Annotated in this window: 14 protein-coding genes and 3 pseudogenes; 10 read left to right on the plus strand and 7 right to left on the minus strand. The window is 70.7% G+C overall.

Going from position 1 to position 15,341, the window contains the following annotated elements:
- The first annotated feature begins 31 nt into the window (after positions 1 to 31).
- The gene (locus B1L07_00650; GenBank protein AUZ53885.1) at positions 32 to 592 is read left to right on the plus strand and encodes a hypothetical protein; all 561 of its coding nucleotides are present in this window, start codon (positions 32 to 34) and stop codon (positions 590 to 592) included.
- A 19-nt stretch (positions 593 to 611) separates the two neighbouring features.
- Here B1L07_00650 and B1L07_00655 read toward each other — a convergent pair whose 3' ends face one another.
- The 4 genes and pseudogenes from B1L07_00655 to B1L07_00670 all read right to left on the minus strand — a co-directional run bounded on the left by B1L07_00655 (position 612) and on the right by B1L07_00670 (position 4,212).
- Positions 612 to 1,049, minus strand: coding sequence for a hypothetical protein (locus tag B1L07_00655; GenBank protein ID AUZ53886.1), 438 nt, complete (start codon positions 1,047 to 1,049; stop codon positions 612 to 614).
- 42 nt (positions 1,050 to 1,091) lie between these two features.
- Positions 1,092 to 2,353: pseudogene (locus B1L07_00660) on the minus strand (porphyrin biosynthesis protein).
- Positions 2,350 to 3,330 carry a hypothetical protein gene (locus tag B1L07_00665; protein ID AUZ53887.1) on the minus strand — a complete coding sequence of 327 codons (981 nt, stop codon included), beginning with the start codon at positions 3,328 to 3,330 and terminating at the stop codon, positions 2,350 to 2,352. The pseudogene B1L07_00660 and the gene B1L07_00665 overlap by 4 nt, the downstream one beginning before the upstream one ends.
- A 96-nt stretch (positions 3,331 to 3,426) precedes the next feature.
- Positions 3,427 to 4,212: a hypothetical protein gene (locus tag B1L07_00670; protein AUZ53888.1), complete on the minus strand. Its 786-nt coding sequence runs from the start codon at positions 4,210 to 4,212 to the stop codon at positions 3,427 to 3,429.
- A 10-nt stretch (positions 4,213 to 4,222) separates the two neighbouring features.
- Here B1L07_00670 and B1L07_00675 point away from each other — a divergent pair, with 10 nt between their 5' ends.
- From B1L07_00675 to B1L07_00695, 5 genes are all read left to right on the plus strand, one after another.
- On the plus strand, positions 4,223 to 4,717 hold the full coding sequence (locus B1L07_00675; GenBank protein ID AUZ53889.1) for a thioesterase: 495 nt from the start codon (positions 4,223 to 4,225) through the stop codon (positions 4,715 to 4,717).
- A gap of 25 nt (positions 4,718 to 4,742) precedes the next feature.
- On the plus strand, positions 4,743 to 5,171 hold the full coding sequence (locus B1L07_00680) for a hypothetical protein (GenBank protein ID AUZ53890.1): 429 nt from the start codon (positions 4,743 to 4,745) through the stop codon (positions 5,169 to 5,171).
- 64 nt (positions 5,172 to 5,235) lie between these two features.
- Complete coding sequence (locus B1L07_00685) at positions 5,236 to 5,673, plus strand: hypothetical protein (protein ID AUZ53891.1); 438 nt, start codon at positions 5,236 to 5,238, stop codon at positions 5,671 to 5,673.
- A 104-nt stretch (positions 5,674 to 5,777) separates the two neighbouring features.
- Positions 5,778 to 6,290 (plus strand): protein-export chaperone SecB, encoded by a 513-nt coding sequence (locus tag B1L07_00690; protein ID AUZ53892.1) that lies wholly within the window; start codon positions 5,778 to 5,780, stop codon positions 6,288 to 6,290.
- A gap of 19 nt (positions 6,291 to 6,309) precedes the next feature.
- Positions 6,310 to 7,338: a glycerol-3-phosphate dehydrogenase gene (locus B1L07_00695; protein AUZ53893.1), complete on the plus strand. Its 1,029-nt coding sequence runs from the start codon at positions 6,310 to 6,312 to the stop codon at positions 7,336 to 7,338.
- Positions 7,339 to 7,566: 228 nt separating this feature from the next.
- Here B1L07_00695 and B1L07_00700 read toward each other — a convergent pair.
- Positions 7,567 to 8,138 (minus strand): annotated as a pseudogene (locus B1L07_00700) (Ax21 family protein).
- Positions 8,139 to 8,566: 428 nt separating this feature from the next.
- On the opposite strand from B1L07_00700, the gene B1L07_00705 reads away from it, so the two are divergent.
- The 4 genes and pseudogenes from B1L07_00705 (at position 8,567) to B1L07_00720 (ending at position 13,076) form a co-directional block, all read left to right on the plus strand.
- On the plus strand, positions 8,567 to 9,343 hold the full coding sequence (locus tag B1L07_00705) for a 7-alpha-hydroxysteroid dehydrogenase (GenBank protein ID AUZ53894.1): 777 nt from the start codon (positions 8,567 to 8,569) through the stop codon (positions 9,341 to 9,343).
- A gap of 283 nt (positions 9,344 to 9,626) precedes the next feature.
- A complete protein-coding gene (locus tag B1L07_00710; GenBank protein AUZ53895.1) occupies positions 9,627 to 10,046 on the plus strand; it encodes a DNA-binding protein in 420 nt (139 codons plus the stop codon).
- 262 nt (positions 10,047 to 10,308) lie between these two features.
- Positions 10,309 to 11,061 (plus strand): endonuclease, encoded by a 753-nt coding sequence (locus tag B1L07_00715; GenBank protein AUZ53896.1) that lies wholly within the window; start codon positions 10,309 to 10,311, stop codon positions 11,059 to 11,061.
- A 128-nt stretch (positions 11,062 to 11,189) separates the two neighbouring features.
- Positions 11,190 to 13,076, plus strand: a pseudogene (locus B1L07_00720) (peptidase S9).
- Here the strand turns inward: B1L07_00720 and B1L07_00725 are convergent.
- Positions 13,031 to 13,582 carry a hypothetical protein gene (locus B1L07_00725; protein ID AUZ53897.1) on the minus strand — a complete coding sequence of 184 codons (552 nt, stop codon included), beginning with the start codon at positions 13,580 to 13,582 and terminating at the stop codon, positions 13,031 to 13,033. The pseudogene B1L07_00720 and the gene B1L07_00725 overlap by 46 nt on opposite strands.
- A 32-nt stretch (positions 13,583 to 13,614) precedes the next feature.
- Positions 13,615 to 15,294, minus strand: a complete 1,680-nt coding sequence (locus B1L07_00730) for an electron transfer flavoprotein-ubiquinone oxidoreductase (protein ID AUZ53898.1) — start codon at positions 15,292 to 15,294, stop codon at positions 13,615 to 13,617.
- Between the last annotated feature and the right edge of the window lie 47 nt (positions 15,295 to 15,341).

Consider the following 15,341-nt stretch of genomic DNA (forward strand, 5'->3'; position numbering starts at 1 on the left):
TGCGCCCTGATCCATCATGGAGAGAGGGAATATGCCTGAAACGAACGCGTTCAATCCGTACGCGGCACCGCAAAGCGCGGTGCTGCCGCCAGCACTGGAGCGCAGCGGCGGCACGGAAGACTGCTGGCGTGACGGACCCGACCTGCTGGCGCGGCCGCAGGCCGAGCTGCCACGCTACTGCGTCAAATGCGGCGAGCCGGCCGTGGATTACCGCAAGCGCAGCTTCTACTGGCATTCGCCCTGGCTGTACCTGCTGATCCTGCTGCAGATGATCATTTACCTGATCGTCGCGTTGATCGTGCGCAGGCAGGGCCAGCACCAGGTCGGGCTGTGCGCCGCGCACCAGCGCCAGCGCCGGCATTTCATGCTGATGGCCTGGCTGTCGCCGCTGCCGCTGATCGCCGGCTTCGTGCCGGAAACCGGCACCACGGTGCTGCTGGGCAGCCTGGCGTTCTTCGTGATGCTGTTCTGGGGCCTGATCGGAATGCGCCTCCTCAAGCCGCGGCGGATCACCCGCGAGCTGGCGGTCTATGGCGGCGTCTCGCCGCGGCTGCTGGCACGGCTGCCGCGCTACCCGTACCGGCGCGACTGAACGCGCCCGTCGCGGCCGCTCAGGGCGTGTCCGCCGCCGGCGAGTGGTCGAGCAGGAACTGGCTGATCTGCCGCCGCAGCGGCAGGTCGTCGGTGGTGCGGGCGAAGCTATCGGCCTGGAGCGCGTGGTCGCGCGCCGCATCCGCTTGGTCCAGGTTGGAATGGCGTTCGGCCAGTGCCAGGCAGATCGAGGCGGCGTAGCCGGCGGCCCCGGCGGCGGTGGCCAGTGGCAGCGCGCGCAGGTACAGGGCGATGGCCAGGCGGTCATCGCCGGTGAAATCGCCCAGGGTTTCCCACAGGAACGGATGGTCGCGGCCGGCGGCGGCCAGCGATTCGCAGTAACCGCGCAGTTCGGCGTAGGCGAGTTCGGCGGCGTCGGTCGCGCCGGACTGGCCGGCGTCGATGATGCGGTCGGTCAGTTCCACGACGCGGGCGTGGATATCGGCAGGAATGTTCATTGCAACCGGGCGGCGCGGGGCGGGCGGCGGATTCTACCCGTGTCAGTCCGGCAGCCGCGGGAAGCCGTGCGCGTCGCGGGCCTCGGCCACGGCCTGGTCCTGGATCCGCTGGCGCAGGTCGCGCCGCTGCAGCGGCTGCGCCGCGTGGCCGTGGCGGTGGTGCACCGCATTGAGCAGGCACTGCCGCGCCAGCACGTCATCGCCGGCGGCGGCGAAGCCTTCGCCCAGTTCCTCCCAGGCGTCGGCGCCGGCGCCCTGGGCGATGGCGCGGTGCAGGAACTCCTCGGCCTGGGTCCATTGCCCCTGGCCGCGCGCCAGCCGCCCCAGGATCAGCAGCAGCGCCGGGCTGGCCGCATGCGACTGCAGCCAGCGCTGCGCACTGGCGCGGCGCGAGTCGAGCTTGTCCACCGGCAGTTCGCCGTAGAGCAGGATCAGGCCGTCGTCCCAGTGGTTGTCCAGGGCCTGTTCGATGCTGTGCAGGGCGGTGTCGTTCCAGTTCAGCGCCACCGCACGCCGGGCGTAGCGCGCCACCGCCTCGGGGTGGCGCGCAGCGCCTTGGGCAGCACTTCCCAGCGGGCGGCCAGTGCGTTGACGTTGTCTGCTTCGTCGAGCATCTGCAGGGCCAGGCGGGTTTCCAGCGCGGCCAGCGCGTCGGCGGGCAGCGCCTGCTGCTGGCGCAGCGCGCCAAGCTGGCCGTAGGCCTCCTCGGCACGGCCGGCGCGCGCCAGCGCATCGGTGCGCAGCCACAGCCCGCGCGGCGGCAGCGGCTGGATCGCCGACAAGTCCAGCGCTTCGATGGCCTGCTGCGGGTTGCCGCGCTGCAGCCAGCGCTCGGCGCTGTGCAACGCGTGCAGGGTGGCGTTCTGCACGCCCAACTGCTGCAGGTACTGGCCGGCGCTGGCGCTGTCGCCGCGCGCCTCGGCCGCGCGCATCGCCGCCGCCAGCGCGACCGCGCGCACTTCCTTCTCGCTGGCGGCGCTGGCCAGCAGCTTCTCGGCGCGCTGCCACTGGCCGCCGTCCAGCGCCTGCAGGCCGTCGATCAGGCGTGCGCGTCCCTGCCGGCGGCGGTAGCGCGCCCAGCTGCGGAACGGCGCACTGAGCAGCGTCCACAGCAGCCACAGCAGCAGGCCGGCGATCAGCAGCGCCAGCAGTGCCTGCGGCAGCGTGGCGATGTAATCGTTGCCGCCGGCGCGCACGATCACTTCGCCGATCCCGCGTACCGATTCCTGCCCCAGCCATTGCGCACCGAGGATGCCGATGGCGGCCACCAGCAGCAGGACCAACAACGAACGGAATGCATTCATGGCGCCACCTTCCCCTCGCGCATGGCGCGCAGTTGTTGCAGGGTGCTGCCCAGTTCGGGCAGCGCGATGCGCAGGTCGATGCCGCGCAGTTCGGCCAGTGCGTGGCGCTGGCTGCGCCGTTGCGGTGAATCCGGCCACAGCCGCAGCAGCCAGCCGTCAACCCGCTGCAGCGCCAGCTGCCAGCCCTGGGTGTCGCCGCGTTCCAGCGCCGCGCGCGCCAGGCTCAGTTCGATCTGCAGTGCGTCGGTGGCGGCCACACGCTCGGAGCGCGCCATCAGTACCTGCGGGTCGGCCGGGCGGATCTGCACCAGCGGCGAGAGCATCTGCTGCCACCATGCGGGTTCGGCGTCGGCCAGCTCCGCGTTCTGTTCCGGCAGCGCGTCCAGGGCCGTGGTCCACTGCGCGAGCTGGCCGGCGGCGCGCACCCGCACGCCGGGGCCGAGCGCATCGACCGCAGCGCGTTCCTGCACCAGTGCCTGGCGCAGGTTCAGGTAGCCCGGGCTGTCCATGCTTTCCAGCACGCCGGCGGCCAGCGCATACAGGCGGCGGGCGCCGTCCAGGTCGCCGGCGTACACCAGCCGCTGCTGCGCCTGGCTGAGCAGCAGTTCGGCGTCCTCGCGGCGCGCGGCCTGCGCGCCCTGGTGCGAATGGTCGGCCAGGCGTGCCACGTTCTCCTCCAGCAGCGCGTTGCGCTGGCCCAGGCCGAGCACTTCGTCGCGCAGGACGCGGTTGGTGGCGGCCACGTCCTGCAGGCCGCGCGCATTGGCGCGCTGGTCGCGGCGCAGTGCGTCCACCATCTGCTGCAGCGCCTCCACCTGCTGGCTGGCGGCGGCCCGTGCGTGCGCGGCCGCGCGCTGGCCGGCCTGCCAGCTGCGCCAGCCGAACCCGGCGGCCGCGGCCAGCGCGAGCAACAGCAGGAGGGCGATGATCCAGCGCGCCAGCCGGCGCCGCGAAGAAGGTGAGGAATCGTCGTTCATGGGGGTACGGCATCCTTGGCAGGCCGCCCGGCGGGCAGCGGCGGTGCGCTTCAAGCATCACCCGCGATGCAGCGCGGCTGCAAGCCGCGCAGGCGTTCAGGGCGCGCCGGGCGGGAACAGGGCGTCGCGCGCGGCGGCGGCGAGCTGGCCCGGCAGCGGGCCCGCGGCCACGCCTGCATGGGCGAAACCGAGCGTCGTCGCCAGCGCCGCCAGCCGCGTGCTGGCGGCGACCAGCGGCTGTTCCTGCCAGCGGCGGCGCAAGCCCGGCGGCACCTGCGGCAGCACCCGTTCCAGCGCCTCACCGCTGCTGACCACCAGCACCGCGGGGGCATCGAGCGCCTGCAGGCGCGCCCACTGCGCGGCCGGGACCTGCAGCGGTACGCGTTCGTACACATCCACGCGCAGCAGCTGCGCGCCGCGTGCCTGCACCTGCGCGGCGATCACGCCGCGGCCGCCGGGGGCGGTGACCAGCGCCACCCGCTTGCCATGCAGGTCGGCCATGGCCGGCAGCGCCAGCAGGCCTTCGCTGTCCATGCGCGTGGGCGCCGCCACGACGCCGGCGCCATGGCGGCGCAGCGCGCGGGCGGTGCCCTGGCCGACCGCGACCAGGCTGCCGGCCTTCAATTGCCCCAGCGGCAGCAACCGCGCCGCGGCTGCGGCCGCGGCCGGGCTGGTGAACACCAGTAGGTCGCAGGCCTGCGCCTGCCGCAGCTGGTCGCGGGTGCTGGCGTCGTCGCGCGGCTGCAGCCGCCACGGCGATACCGCCACGGTGCGTGCGCCGTGGCGCGCGGCGGCGCGGCGCAGCCCATCGTGCTGCCCGGAAGGACGCAGGGAGATCAGGTACCAGGCCGTGTCGGCCGGCACATAGGCGCGGCTGTTCATTCCATGCATTATGCGGGCGCTTTCCGTTTCCCGTTCCCGCACGCCCCATGCCCGATACCCCGACCGCGACGCCCTGCTGCTCCGCCTGCAGGCCACCCTCGATGCAATGCCGCCGGTCGCGGCCATGGGCATCCGCATCGCCGGCTATGCCGATGGCACCCTGCGCCTGCGCGCGCCACTGGCCGCCAACGTCAACGACAAGGGCAACGCCTTCGGCGGCAGCCTGGCCTCGGTGATGACCCTGGCCGGCTGGGCGCTGGTGAGCCTGCGCCTGTCGCAGGCCGGCCACGACGCCGAGGTGTACGTGGCCGACAGCAGCATCCGCTACCGCGCGCCGGTGTACGCCGACCTGGACGCCAGTGCATGCGCGGCCCCGGACCAGGACTGGGACGGCTTCCTGGCCCTGTTCGACAAGCGCGGCCGGGCGCGCATCACGGTCTGCGCGCAGGTCGAGGACGGCGCGGCCGCGCTGGAGGGGCGCTTCGTGGCCCTGGCCAAAGGGTAGGATGGTCCGGTCCCGGGGAGGTGCCATGCAACGACGACTGATCCTGACCGCCATCGCCGCGCTGCTGGGCATGGCCGTGACCGCCCAGGCCGCCGGCCCCGGCCGCAGCCAGCGCAACAAGCTCACCCAGACCCAGGAAGCCTATGTCGCGGCGGTGCGCTGGAGCGATTTCGAAGGCGCCGAGCGGTTCATCGACCCGGCCTACTGGCAGGCGCACCCGCTGACCGACCTGCAGCGCGAGCGTTACCGCCAGGTGCAGGTCTCCAATTACCGGGAGCGCTCCACCAGCGTGGCAGCGGACGGCGCCATTGAGCGCCGGGTGGAGATGGGCGTGATCAACCGCAACACCCTGGCCGAACGCACGCTGATGGTCACCGAGCGCTGGCGCTGGGACCCGGAAGCCAAGCGCTGGTGGCAGGTCCAGGGGCTGCCGGACCTGTGGCAGGGCCAATAGGGGCTGGCCGTCCGGCGGCCGGCTTGTGCGACAATCGCCGCCCGCTTGTCTACCCGTGACCCGAGTGAATTACGAAGAGCTGCTGGCCTTCGCTGGCCGAAACCCGATGCTGTCGCTGGCCTTCGCCGGCCTGACCATCGCCATCATCGTCACCGAGATCGCACGGCTGTTCCGCGGCTTCAAATCGATCAAGCCGGCCGAACTGACCCGCCTGATCAACGCCGGCAACGCGGTGGTCATTGATCTGTCGGCGGGCAGCGACTTCGAAAAGGGCCACATCACCGGCAGCCGCAACGTGCAGCCGGCCCAGCTGACCCCCGCGCACAAGCTGCTGGCCGCGGCCAGGCAGTCGCCGGTGGTGCTGGTGTGCCGCACCGGCAATGCCTCGTCCAATGCCGCCAAGGTGCTGAAGAAGGCCGGTTTCGAGCAGGTGTTCGTGCTCGACGGCGGCCTGCCGGCCTGGCAGGCGGCGGACCTGCCGCTGGTCAAGGGCCGCGGCTGAGCCTTCATTTGAGGTTAAGCCCTTGTATGGGGGCCGCAGCGCCCCCATCGCAGGTCTGGTAACAATCCCATTCAACGAACGAACCGTTCTGGAGTCCTAGAGAAATGTCCGAAGAGCACAACAACGCCGTCGCCGCCGAAGCCAACAACGGCCCGGCGTTCACCGTCGAGAAGATCTACGTCAAGGACGTTTCCTTCGAATCCCCGAATTCGCCGACCATCTTCAACGAGAACGTGCAGCCGGACCTGCAGCTGAACCTGAACCAGAAGGTGCAGCGCCTGTCCGAGAACGCCTTCGAGGTGGTGCTGGGCGTGACCCTGACCTGCAAGGCCGGCGACAAGACCGCCTACGTGGCCGAAGTGGAGCAGGCCGGCGTGTTCGGCCTGATCGGCCTGGAGCCGCAGGCGATCGACGTGCTGCTCGGCACACAGTGCCCGAATATCCTGTTCCCGTACGTGCGCTCGATGGTGTCGGACCTGATCCAGGCCGGCGGCTTCCCGCCGTTCTACCTGCAGCCGATCAACTTCGAAGGCCTGTACGCCGAAACCCTGCGCCAGCGCCAGCAGCAGGCCGACGGCGCGTCGCTGGCCGACTCCGAGCCGGCCGGCAACGCCTGACCGGCGCCCATCCCTGCGGATGAGTACCAACGACGCGGAAAAGATCGCCGTCCTCGGCGCGGGCTCCTGGGGCACCGCGCTGGCCAGCCTGCTGGCACGGCATGGTCACCCGACCGTGCTGTGGGGACGCGACGCGAACGTGGTCGAGGCGATCGACCGTCGTCACGAGAATCCCCGGTACCTGCCGGGGATTCCGCTGCCTGATTCCCTGCGTGCCAGCACCGACCTGGCCGGTACCGTCGCCGGTGCCCGCTGGATCCTGGTGGTGGTGCCGTCGCACGCCTTCGGCGAAACCGTGCGCGCGCTGGCGCCGCTGCTGCCCGCCGGTGCCGGCGTGGCCTGGGCGACCAAGGGCTTCGAACCCGGCTCCGGCCGTTTCCTGCACGAGGTCGCGCGCGAGGTGCTGGGCCCGGACGTGCCGCTGGCGGTGGTCACCGGCCCGTCCTTCGCCAAGGAAGTGACCCTGGGCCTGCCCACGGCGATCACCGTCCATGGCGACGATGCCGGGTTCACCCAGCAGGTGGCCGATGCCATGCACGGCCCGGCATTCCGCGCCTACACCGGCGAGGACATGGTCGGCGCCGAACTGGGCGGGGCCATGAAGAACGTGCTGGCGGTGGCCACCGGCGTGGCCGACGGCATGCAGCTGGGCCTGAATGCCCGCGCCGGCCTGATCACCCGTGGCCTGAACGAGATGCTGCGGCTGGCCGCGGCCATCGGCGGCAAGCCCGAGACCCTGATGGGCCTGGCCGGGCTGGGCGACCTGGTGCTGACCAGCACCGGCGACCTGTCGCGCAATCGGCGGCTGGGACTGGCGCTGGGCCGCGGCCAGAGCCTGGCCGAGGCGGTGAAGGAGATCGGCCAGGTGGTCGAGTCGGTGCAGACCGCCGACGAGGTCATGCGCCAGGCCGGCCGCCACGGCATCGACCTGCCGATTTCCAAGGCGGTGCAGTCGGTGCTGCACGGCGAACTGAGTCCTTCCGAGGGCCTCAAGCAGCTGCTGGCACGCGAACAGAAGCCGGAGTATCCGGAAACGCTGTTCAAGTAGTAATCGGCGAAGATCAGGCAAAAAGCCCGGCGATGCCGGGCTTTTTGTTGCCCTGCATCGGACGGTCCGCTGGCCCGGCGGCGGCCGCGGGGGCGCGTTGCCGTGGGCCTCGCCGGGTTGGCGCGCTGGCTGGCGGGGGCGCAAAAGAAAGAGCCCGGTCGGGGAAGACCGGGCTCCGGAGGCGCGGGGGAGAGAGCGCGCGCGCCTTTGAAACGAGGTAGCGAGCGCTTACCAGGTGAAGCGCGGGCCGACGAACCACTCCTTGTCGCCGCCCTTGCCCAGCTTCACTTCGCCGCTCACGCCCCAGTTGGCATTGAACTTGGCGGCGGCGCCGACGCGGCCGTAGAACTCGCCGTCCGGGTTGTAGCCGGCCTTCTTGCTGTAGTCCTCGTAACCGGCCAGGGCATAGCCCTCGATCATCGGGGTGAAGGCGGTACGCACGCCGACTTCGGCGCTGTAGCCGTTGAGGGTCGGGGCGTTCTGCAGATCGAAGCGCTGGTAGGCCACGCGGGCCAGCAGGTCGGTGTTCGGGCCACGCCGTAGTTGTAGCCCACGCCGACGCGCCACTGGTCGACGTCATTCTTGAACTTGTCGGTCTCCTGGGCGCTGTAGTCGCCGAAGACATGGAAGTTCGGGTGCACCGCCACCGAACCCTTCACCTTCCAGCCATCGGCGTCGCCGCCCTTGGCATCGGTGTTCACGTAACCACCTTCCACGTAGTTGTAGGACAGGCCATCGGTCGCCGATGCAGCGAACGGCAGGGCGGCCAGCAGGCCCAGAGCGATCAGGGAAGTCTTCATTACGGATTACCTTTTTTATTTTGGTCTGATCGACCCGGCGGATGCGGCTTGCCGGTCGACAGGTGTGAATTATCCGTTAGCCAGCGGAATCGCCCCTGAATATCAAACTGACCAGTACATAAATTAGGTGGCGTCCACGGGAACTTCCGCGTGGGCTGCCGACGGGCACTACCGCGGCCGCCGTTGCAACGGACTGGCGCAGCGTCACCCTGCCGATTCCCCTGGGCCAGCGCGGTCGTCCGCGCGCGGCGGGGCGGGTGGCAATGGACCCGCCCACGCTTGCCGGGGTGCTTTCACCCCGGATTTCCTCCGCCACCGGCACAGTGCGGCTTCACGCCCGGCAACCGTCCCGGGCCGGGCACCGCGTCGGCCGACCGGGGCGTGCCCGGCATGACCGGGCGCGTGCCCTCACCCGGAAGGAGACGCCCATGAACCCGAACCCGCTTTTCGATCTCAGTGGAAAGGTCGCCATCGTCACCGGCGGCGGCAACGGCATCGGCCGCGCGAGTGCGTTGATGCTGGCCGCCCACGGCGCGGCGGTGGCGATCGCCGACCTGAAGCTGGCCGATGCCGACGCCGTGGCCGCGGAGATCACCGCCAACGGTGGCCGGGCGCTGGCGCTGGAATGCAACGTACTCAAGGACGAGCACCTGGTGCGCACCGTGGAGCGCACCGCCGCCGAGCTGGGCGGCATCCACATCCTGGTCAACAACGCCGGCGGCGGTGGCGCCGGGCGCGAGAGCCCGTTCGAGATCACCGTGCAGCAGTTCGAGCGGCCGTTCCAGATCAATGTGTTCAGTGCGTGGCGGCTGGCCCAGCTGTGCGCCCCACACATGAAGAAGGGCGGCTACGGCTCGATCATCAACATGTCCTCGATGAGTTCGATCAACAAGAGCCCGGCCATCAGCGCGTATGCGGCGTCCAAGGCCGCGATCAACCACATGACCGCCAACCTGGCCCATGACTACGGCCCGGACAACATCCGCATCAACGCCGTGGGCCCCGGTGCGGTGCGCACCGCCGCGCTGGCTACGGTGCTGACCCCGGAGATCGAGCAGCGGATGCTCTCGCACACGCCGATCAGGCGCCTGGGCGAGCCGGACGACATCGCCGGGGCGGTGCTGTACTTCGCCGCGCCGATCTCCAGCTGGGTCAGCGGGCAGATCCTGTTCGTCAACGGCGGCGGCGTGCAGACCCTGGATTGAAGCCGCGCGGCTGCCGGCGCGGATCGCCCCCGGCAGCGGTCACGGGGAGTGGATCGCGCCCCTGCCGCCGCGCGCCGCCGGGCGTTGGCCATCCGGGGGGCGTCCGCTGCCTGGCGGAAGGGCTTGCGGCAAGGCATCCACAGCGCGCGTCGCCTCACGGGGAGGCGGCGCCCGGGCCGATGCTGGCCCGGCCGGGGGCACCGCGTGCGCGAACCCGGCGGAGTCCTGCATGCCGCCGGAATCATTCCTTGACAGCGCGTTGGCGCGAACTGACGCTAACGCCATGCCTATCGACCTGACCCCGCTGAGCGTCCGCGAGCTGGACGCGCTGATCCGTGATGCCCGCGCGCGGCACACGACCCTCACCGAGCGCCCGCCCGCGGCCCAGGTCAGGCGCCTGCTGGCGGCCCAGGCACGCACTGCCGGTTATACGATCGAGGAAATCTTCGGGACCGACGCCGCCATGGTGCCCCCGGAACCCAAGGGGCGCGCCAAGCGCAAGCGTGGCAAGGTCGAGCCGAAGTACCGCGACCCGGAGAACCGCCGCAACACCTGGACCGGTCGTGGCCGCATGCCGCGCTGGCTTGCGGCGAAGACGAAGCATGGCCGCAGCGTGGCCGACTTCCTGATCCCGGGCGTGGCCCGGCTGACCCCCAAGGCGCAGGCGGCCACCGGCCGGCGCCGGCTGGTCAAGCACAGCTGAGTCCCACGCCGCGGCGCGCGCCGGCCCGCGGCCGGCATCCGCTGCCCGCGCACCCGGCGCTGCTGGCCGTGGTCGGAGGGGCCGGCTTCACGCCCGCGCCTACGCCGGTTCACCGGCGCATGACGAACGCGATGGGACGGTGGCCGCTCCGCATCGGGAGCGCCCATGTCGCCGTGTCGTCATCGCTGTCTGTTGCTGTTCCACCGTCGCGGGTGCTTCGCGTCGGCGCCCGGCGCCGCGGCCGGCGCACGCGCTGGGCGCCATGCCTGAGGGCCCGTCGATCGTGCTGCTGCGCGAGGCGGCCGGGCGCTTCGCCGGCCGCACCGTGCGCGAGGTCGGCGGCAACTCCCGCCAGCCGCTGGCGCGCATGCACGGTCGCCAGGTGCGGGCGGTGCGCAGCTGGGGCAAGCACTTCCTGCTGGAATTCGACGACTTCAGCCTGCGCATCCACCTGATGATGTTCGGCAGCTGGCTGATCGACCAGCGCAAGCCGGCCACCCCGCGGGTGGCGTTGCGCTTCGACAACGGCGAGCTCAACTTCTACGCCTGCTCGGTGATGTTCATCGAGCAGCCGCTGGACCAGGTGTACGACTGGCGCGCGGACGTGATGAGCGATTGCTGGGATCCGGCCCTGGCGCGCCGCAAGCTCAAGGCCTCGCCCGGCATGCTGGCCTGCGATGCGTTGCTGGACCAGCAGATCTTCGCGGGCGTGGGCAACATCATCAAGAACGAGGTGCTGTTCCGCATCCGCGTGCATCCGGCCACCCGCGTCGGCGACCTGCCGCCCCGCAAGCTGGGCCAGCTGATCGCGCAGGCACGCGGGTACAGCTTCGAGTTCCTGGCCTGGAAGCGTGCGTTCGTGCTCAAGAAGCACTGGCAGGTACATACGCGCCGCACCTGCCCGGCCTGTGGTGGACCGGTCAGCAAGCTCTACCTGGGCAGGACGCGGCGCCGCACGTTCTTCTGCGCCCGTTGCCAGGCCACCTACGGCACCGGCGACATGCCGCCGCCCTGAGCGGCGGCGTGCCCTTCCCGGGAACCGGTCGATACCCTACGCTGCGCGCACTACGTGGCTTCTGGAGTGTTGTCATGGGAAGGGGATGGCGCGGGCTCGTGTTGCTGTTGGCAGGGACGTTGGCAGGCATGGCGGCGGTGCCGTCGACACAGGCCCAGGCATTGCCGGTGGAGGCGTTCGCCAAAGCCAGCCCGTTCTCGATGCCGCGGCTGTCGCCGGGCGGCGACTACCTGGCGCTTTCCACCGACTTCGGCCAGGGCAACCACGCCGTGTAGGTGCTGCGCCTGTCGGACATGAAGCGGATGGCGGTACTGCGCCTGCCGCGTTACGAGAGCCCGTTCCAGATCGTGTGGGTGGGCGACGGGCGCCTGGTCGTGGCCAAGGGTCGCAAGTACGGCTCGCTGGAGAAGCCGCTGCCCACCGGCGAGATCATCGCCAGCGATTTCGATGGCCAGAACCAGCGCTACATCTACGGCTACGAGCAGCAGAACGCCGCAGCCGGCCTGGATCGTGGCTTCGGCTACATCGAAGGCGTGGCCGAGAGCAACGATGGCCGCTTCTACATGCGCCAGCTCAAGCGCGATCCGACCTCGTCCATGCTCTACGTGGTCGACACGCAGCGACCGACGTTCAAGCTCATCGCCGACATCAACGTGCCGCAGCTGGAGTTCGTGATCGACCGCAACGGCGTCGCGCGCTACGCATGGGGGCGCGACGAGGCTGATGCCCATCTGCTGTACCGGTCCGATGACGGCAGGCGCTGGCAGCCGTTGCCGCCGCCGCAGGCCGGGAGCGTGTGGACGCCGCTGTCGTTCTCGGCCGACAACACCCACGTATACGGCGCGCTCAGCCGGGCCGAAGGCCCATCGCAGCTGGTGTTGAGCGACCTGGATGGCGGCAATGCCGAAGTGCTGGTCGGCGACGGCTTTTCGAGCGTCGGCCTGACGCAATGGACCGGCTACCCCTCGGTGCCGTTCGCGGCGGCGCCGCAGGGCGGCCGCCCGCAGCTGGTCTACTTCGACCCGGGTCGCGCGGAGGCCGAGCTGCACCGGACGCTGGCGGGCCTGCTGCCGCAGCAGCACGTCAGCTTCGTCGATGTCAGCCGCAACGGCCAGGTGGTGCTGGTGCACATCGCCAGCGATCGCGACCCCGGCAGCTGGTATGTGTTGAAGCGCTCGACCAACAAGCTGGAGAAAGTACTCGTCGCGCGCGAGGGGATCGACCCGGTGCTGATGGCCGAGCGGCGCCCGCTGCGCTTCAAGGCCAGCGACGGGGTCGAACTGGAAGCGGTGCTCACGATCCCGCGCGACGGCGACGGGCGCCGTCATCCGGTCGTGGTGCTGCCGCATGGCGGCCCGCACGGGGTCAGCGACGACTGGTTCTACGACACCGACGCGCAGTTCCTGGCCAACCGTGGCTACCTGGTGGTCCAGGTCAACTACCGCGGCAGCGGTGGGCGCGGGCGCGCGTTCGAGCGCCTGGGTTACCTGCAGTGGGGCACGCGCATCCAGCAGGACCTGCTGGACGGGCTGGACCACGCGGTGGCCGCCGGGCTGGCCGATCCGCAGCGGGTCTGCGCGTACGGCGCGAGCTTCGGCGCCTACTCGGCGATGATGCTGGCCGCGCGCGCGCCGGAGCGGATCCGTTGCGCGGTGGGCCTGGCCGGCGTCTACGACCTGAAGATGATGTACAGGAAGGGCGACATCAAGGACAGCGCCTACGGGCGCAACTACCTTGAGCGGGTGATCGGCCGCAGCGACGACGAGCTGCTGGCGAACTCGCCGGCGAACCTGGCGGCCCGCATCAAGGCGCCGGTGCTGCTGGTGCATGGCGAACGCGATGAGCGCACGCCGATCGCGCAGGCCAACGCCATGCGCGCCGCGCTGGTCGCGGCGGGCAACGCGCCACGCTGGATGGCGGTCGCGGGCGAGGGCCACGGCTTCTACAACGACGACAACAGCACTGCGTTCTACCGCGCGCTGGAAGCGTTCCTGCGCGAACACATCGGGAGCTGAGTGCGACCGCGGCCGTCCGCCTCCGGCGTGGCCGCGCCGGCCCGGCTAGCGCGGGGTGCCGCCAGGTACTCGATCACCGCCCTGCGGCGTTGCGGGTCGGACGTCGCGTTGGGCATGCGGGTGCCCGGCACCTGTTTCTGCGGCGAGGCCAGGAACGCATCCAGGGTCCGCGCGTCCCAGACGATGCCGCTGTCGCGCATCGCCTCGGAATAGGCATAGCCCGGCGCGGTGCCGGCCCGGCGGCCGATCACGCCGTGCAGGTTGGGGCCGACGCGGTGGCCCAGGTCGGCGCGGGTGTCGTGGCAGCCGGCGCAGATGGCGAACGCCCGCTCCAGCTCGCGCTGGTGCGGGGTGGCGTCGCTGGCATGGTTGAACACGTCGCGCTGGCCGCAGGCGCACAGCACTGCCGCCATCCCGAGCAGCAACAGGCAGCGCCGCACGGCGTTCCCCCGGCACTGCTTCCGCAGCGGCCGGGCCTGCCCGGCGGAAAGCCGTGCCGTTTCCATTCCCCTGCCGGCAAACACGCGCGGTCGCGCCATCACATCGCCGGGTAGTTGGGCCCGCCGCCGCCCTGCGGGGTCACCCACACGATGTTCTGGGTCGGGTCCTTGATGTCGCAGGTCTTGCAGTGCACGCAGTTCTGCGCGTTGATCTGCAGGCGCGTGTCGGCGCCTTCGCCGACGAACTCGTACACGCCCGCCGGGCAGTAGCGCGCTTCCGGCCCGGCGTACTCGGCCAAGTTGATGCGCACCGGCACCGTCGGGTCCTTCAGGGTCAGGTGGCTGGGCTGGTCTTCCTCGTGGTTGGTCGAGGACAGGAACACCGAGCTCAGGCGGTCGAAGGTCAGCACGTTGTCCGGCTTCGGGTACTCGATCTTCGTGTGCCTGGCCGCCGGCTCCAGGCATTCGTGGTCGGCCTTGGTGCGGTGGATCGTCCACGGCGCGTTGCGCACGCCCAGCTTGGGCAGCAGCCACTGCTCGATGCCGGTCATCAGCGTGGCCAGAGTGCGGCCCTTCTTGAACCACTGCTTGAAGTTCTTGGACTGCAGCAGCTCGGTCTTGAGCCAGCTGTTCTCGAACGCCTCCGGGTAGGCGGCCAGCTCGTCACGCGAACGCCCGGCCGCCAGCGCCTCGAACGCCGCCTCGGCGGCCAACATGCCGGTCTTGATCGCGGCGTGGCTGCCCTTGATGCGGCTGACGTTGAGGTAGCCGGCCTCGCAGCCGACCAGCGCACCGCCCGGGAACACCGTCTTCGGCAGCGACAGGATGCCGCCGGCGGTGATCGCGCGCGCGCCGTAGGCGATGCGCTTGCCGCCTTCCAGGTGCTTGCGGATCGCCGGGTGGGTCTTGAAGCGCTGGAATTCCTCGAACGGGCTCAGCCACGGGTTGCGGTAGTCCAACCCGACCACGTAGCCGATCGAGACCTTGCCGCCGTCGGCGTGGTACAGGAACGCGCCGCCGTAGGTGTCGTCGTCCAGCGGCCAGCCGGCCGCATGCACCACCAGGCCCGGCTCGTGCCTGGCCGGGTCGATCTGCCACAGTTCCTTGATGCCGATGCCATAGCTCTGCGGGTCCTTGCCCGCATCGAGCTTGAAGCGGCTGATCAGCTGGCGGCCGAGGTGGCCGCGCGCGCCTTCGGCGAAGATCGTGTAGCGCGCATGCAGCTCCATGCCGCGCTCGAAGTTCGGGCCCGGGGTGCCGTCCTTGTGGATGCCCATGTCGCCGGTGGCCACGCCCATCACCGCGCCGTTGTCGTCGTACAGCACCTCGGCGGCGGCGAAACCCGGGAAGATCGCCACTTCCAGCGCCTCGGCCTGCTGCGCCAGCCAGCGGGTCACCTCGCCCAGGCTGACGATGTAGTTGCCGTGGTTCTGGAAGCACTCCGGCAGCAGCCAGTTGGGCGTGGCCTTGGCGCCGGTGGCATCCAGGAACAGGAACTCGTCGCGGGTCACCGCCTGCTTCAGCGGCGCGCCCATTTCCTTCCAGTCCGGGAACAGCTCGCTCAGCGCACGCGGGTCCATCACCGCGCCGGACAGGATGTGCGCGCCCGGCTCGGAGCCCTTCTCCAGCACGCACACCGACAGCTCCTGGCCCTTTTCCACCGCAAGCTGGCGCAGGCGGATGGCCGTGGCCAGCCCGGCGGGGCCGGCGCCGACGATCACCACGTCGAATTCCATCGCTTCGCGCGGCGGGAGGGCGGAGGAGGCTTCAATATTCATGCGGGGACTCTTGGCTGGGGCCGGCGACGGCGTGGCGACGGGCTGAA

This window comes from Stenotrophomonas acidaminiphila, assembly GCA_002951995.1.
In the GTDB taxonomy this organism is placed as follows: domain Bacteria; phylum Pseudomonadota; class Gammaproteobacteria; order Xanthomonadales; family Xanthomonadaceae; genus Stenotrophomonas; species Stenotrophomonas acidaminiphila_A.

Excerpts from the sequence above, each read along its gene's own strand:
- B1L07_00650 (AUZ53885.1), top strand. The coding sequence starts at position 32 with ATGCCTGAAACGAACGCGTTCAATCCGTACGCGGCACCGCAAAGCGCG.
- B1L07_00655 (AUZ53886.1), bottom strand. The coding sequence starts at position 1,049 with ATGAACATTCCTGCCGATATCCACGCCCGCGTCGTGGAACTGACCGAC.
- B1L07_00665 (AUZ53887.1), bottom strand. The coding sequence starts at position 3,330 with ATGAACGACGATTCCTCACCTTCTTCGCGGCGCCGGCTGGCGCGCTGG.
- B1L07_00670 (AUZ53888.1), bottom strand. The coding sequence starts at position 4,212 with ATGAACAGCCGCGCCTATGTGCCGGCCGACACGGCCTGGTACCTGATC.
- B1L07_00675 (AUZ53889.1), top strand. The coding sequence starts at position 4,223 with ATGCGGGCGCTTTCCGTTTCCCGTTCCCGCACGCCCCATGCCCGATAC.
- B1L07_00680 (AUZ53890.1), top strand. The coding sequence starts at position 4,743 with ATGCAACGACGACTGATCCTGACCGCCATCGCCGCGCTGCTGGGCATG.
- B1L07_00690 (AUZ53892.1), top strand. The coding sequence starts at position 5,778 with ATGTCCGAAGAGCACAACAACGCCGTCGCCGCCGAAGCCAACAACGGC.
- B1L07_00695 (AUZ53893.1), top strand. The coding sequence starts at position 6,310 with ATGAGTACCAACGACGCGGAAAAGATCGCCGTCCTCGGCGCGGGCTCC.
- B1L07_00705 (AUZ53894.1), top strand. The coding sequence starts at position 8,567 with ATGAACCCGAACCCGCTTTTCGATCTCAGTGGAAAGGTCGCCATCGTC.
- B1L07_00710 (AUZ53895.1), top strand. The coding sequence starts at position 9,627 with ATGCCTATCGACCTGACCCCGCTGAGCGTCCGCGAGCTGGACGCGCTG.
- B1L07_00715 (AUZ53896.1), top strand. The coding sequence starts at position 10,309 with ATGCCTGAGGGCCCGTCGATCGTGCTGCTGCGCGAGGCGGCCGGGCGC.
- B1L07_00725 (AUZ53897.1), bottom strand. The coding sequence starts at position 13,582 with ATGGAAACGGCACGGCTTTCCGCCGGGCAGGCCCGGCCGCTGCGGAAG.
- B1L07_00730 (AUZ53898.1), bottom strand. The coding sequence starts at position 15,294 with ATGAATATTGAAGCCTCCTCCGCCCTCCCGCCGCGCGAAGCGATGGAA.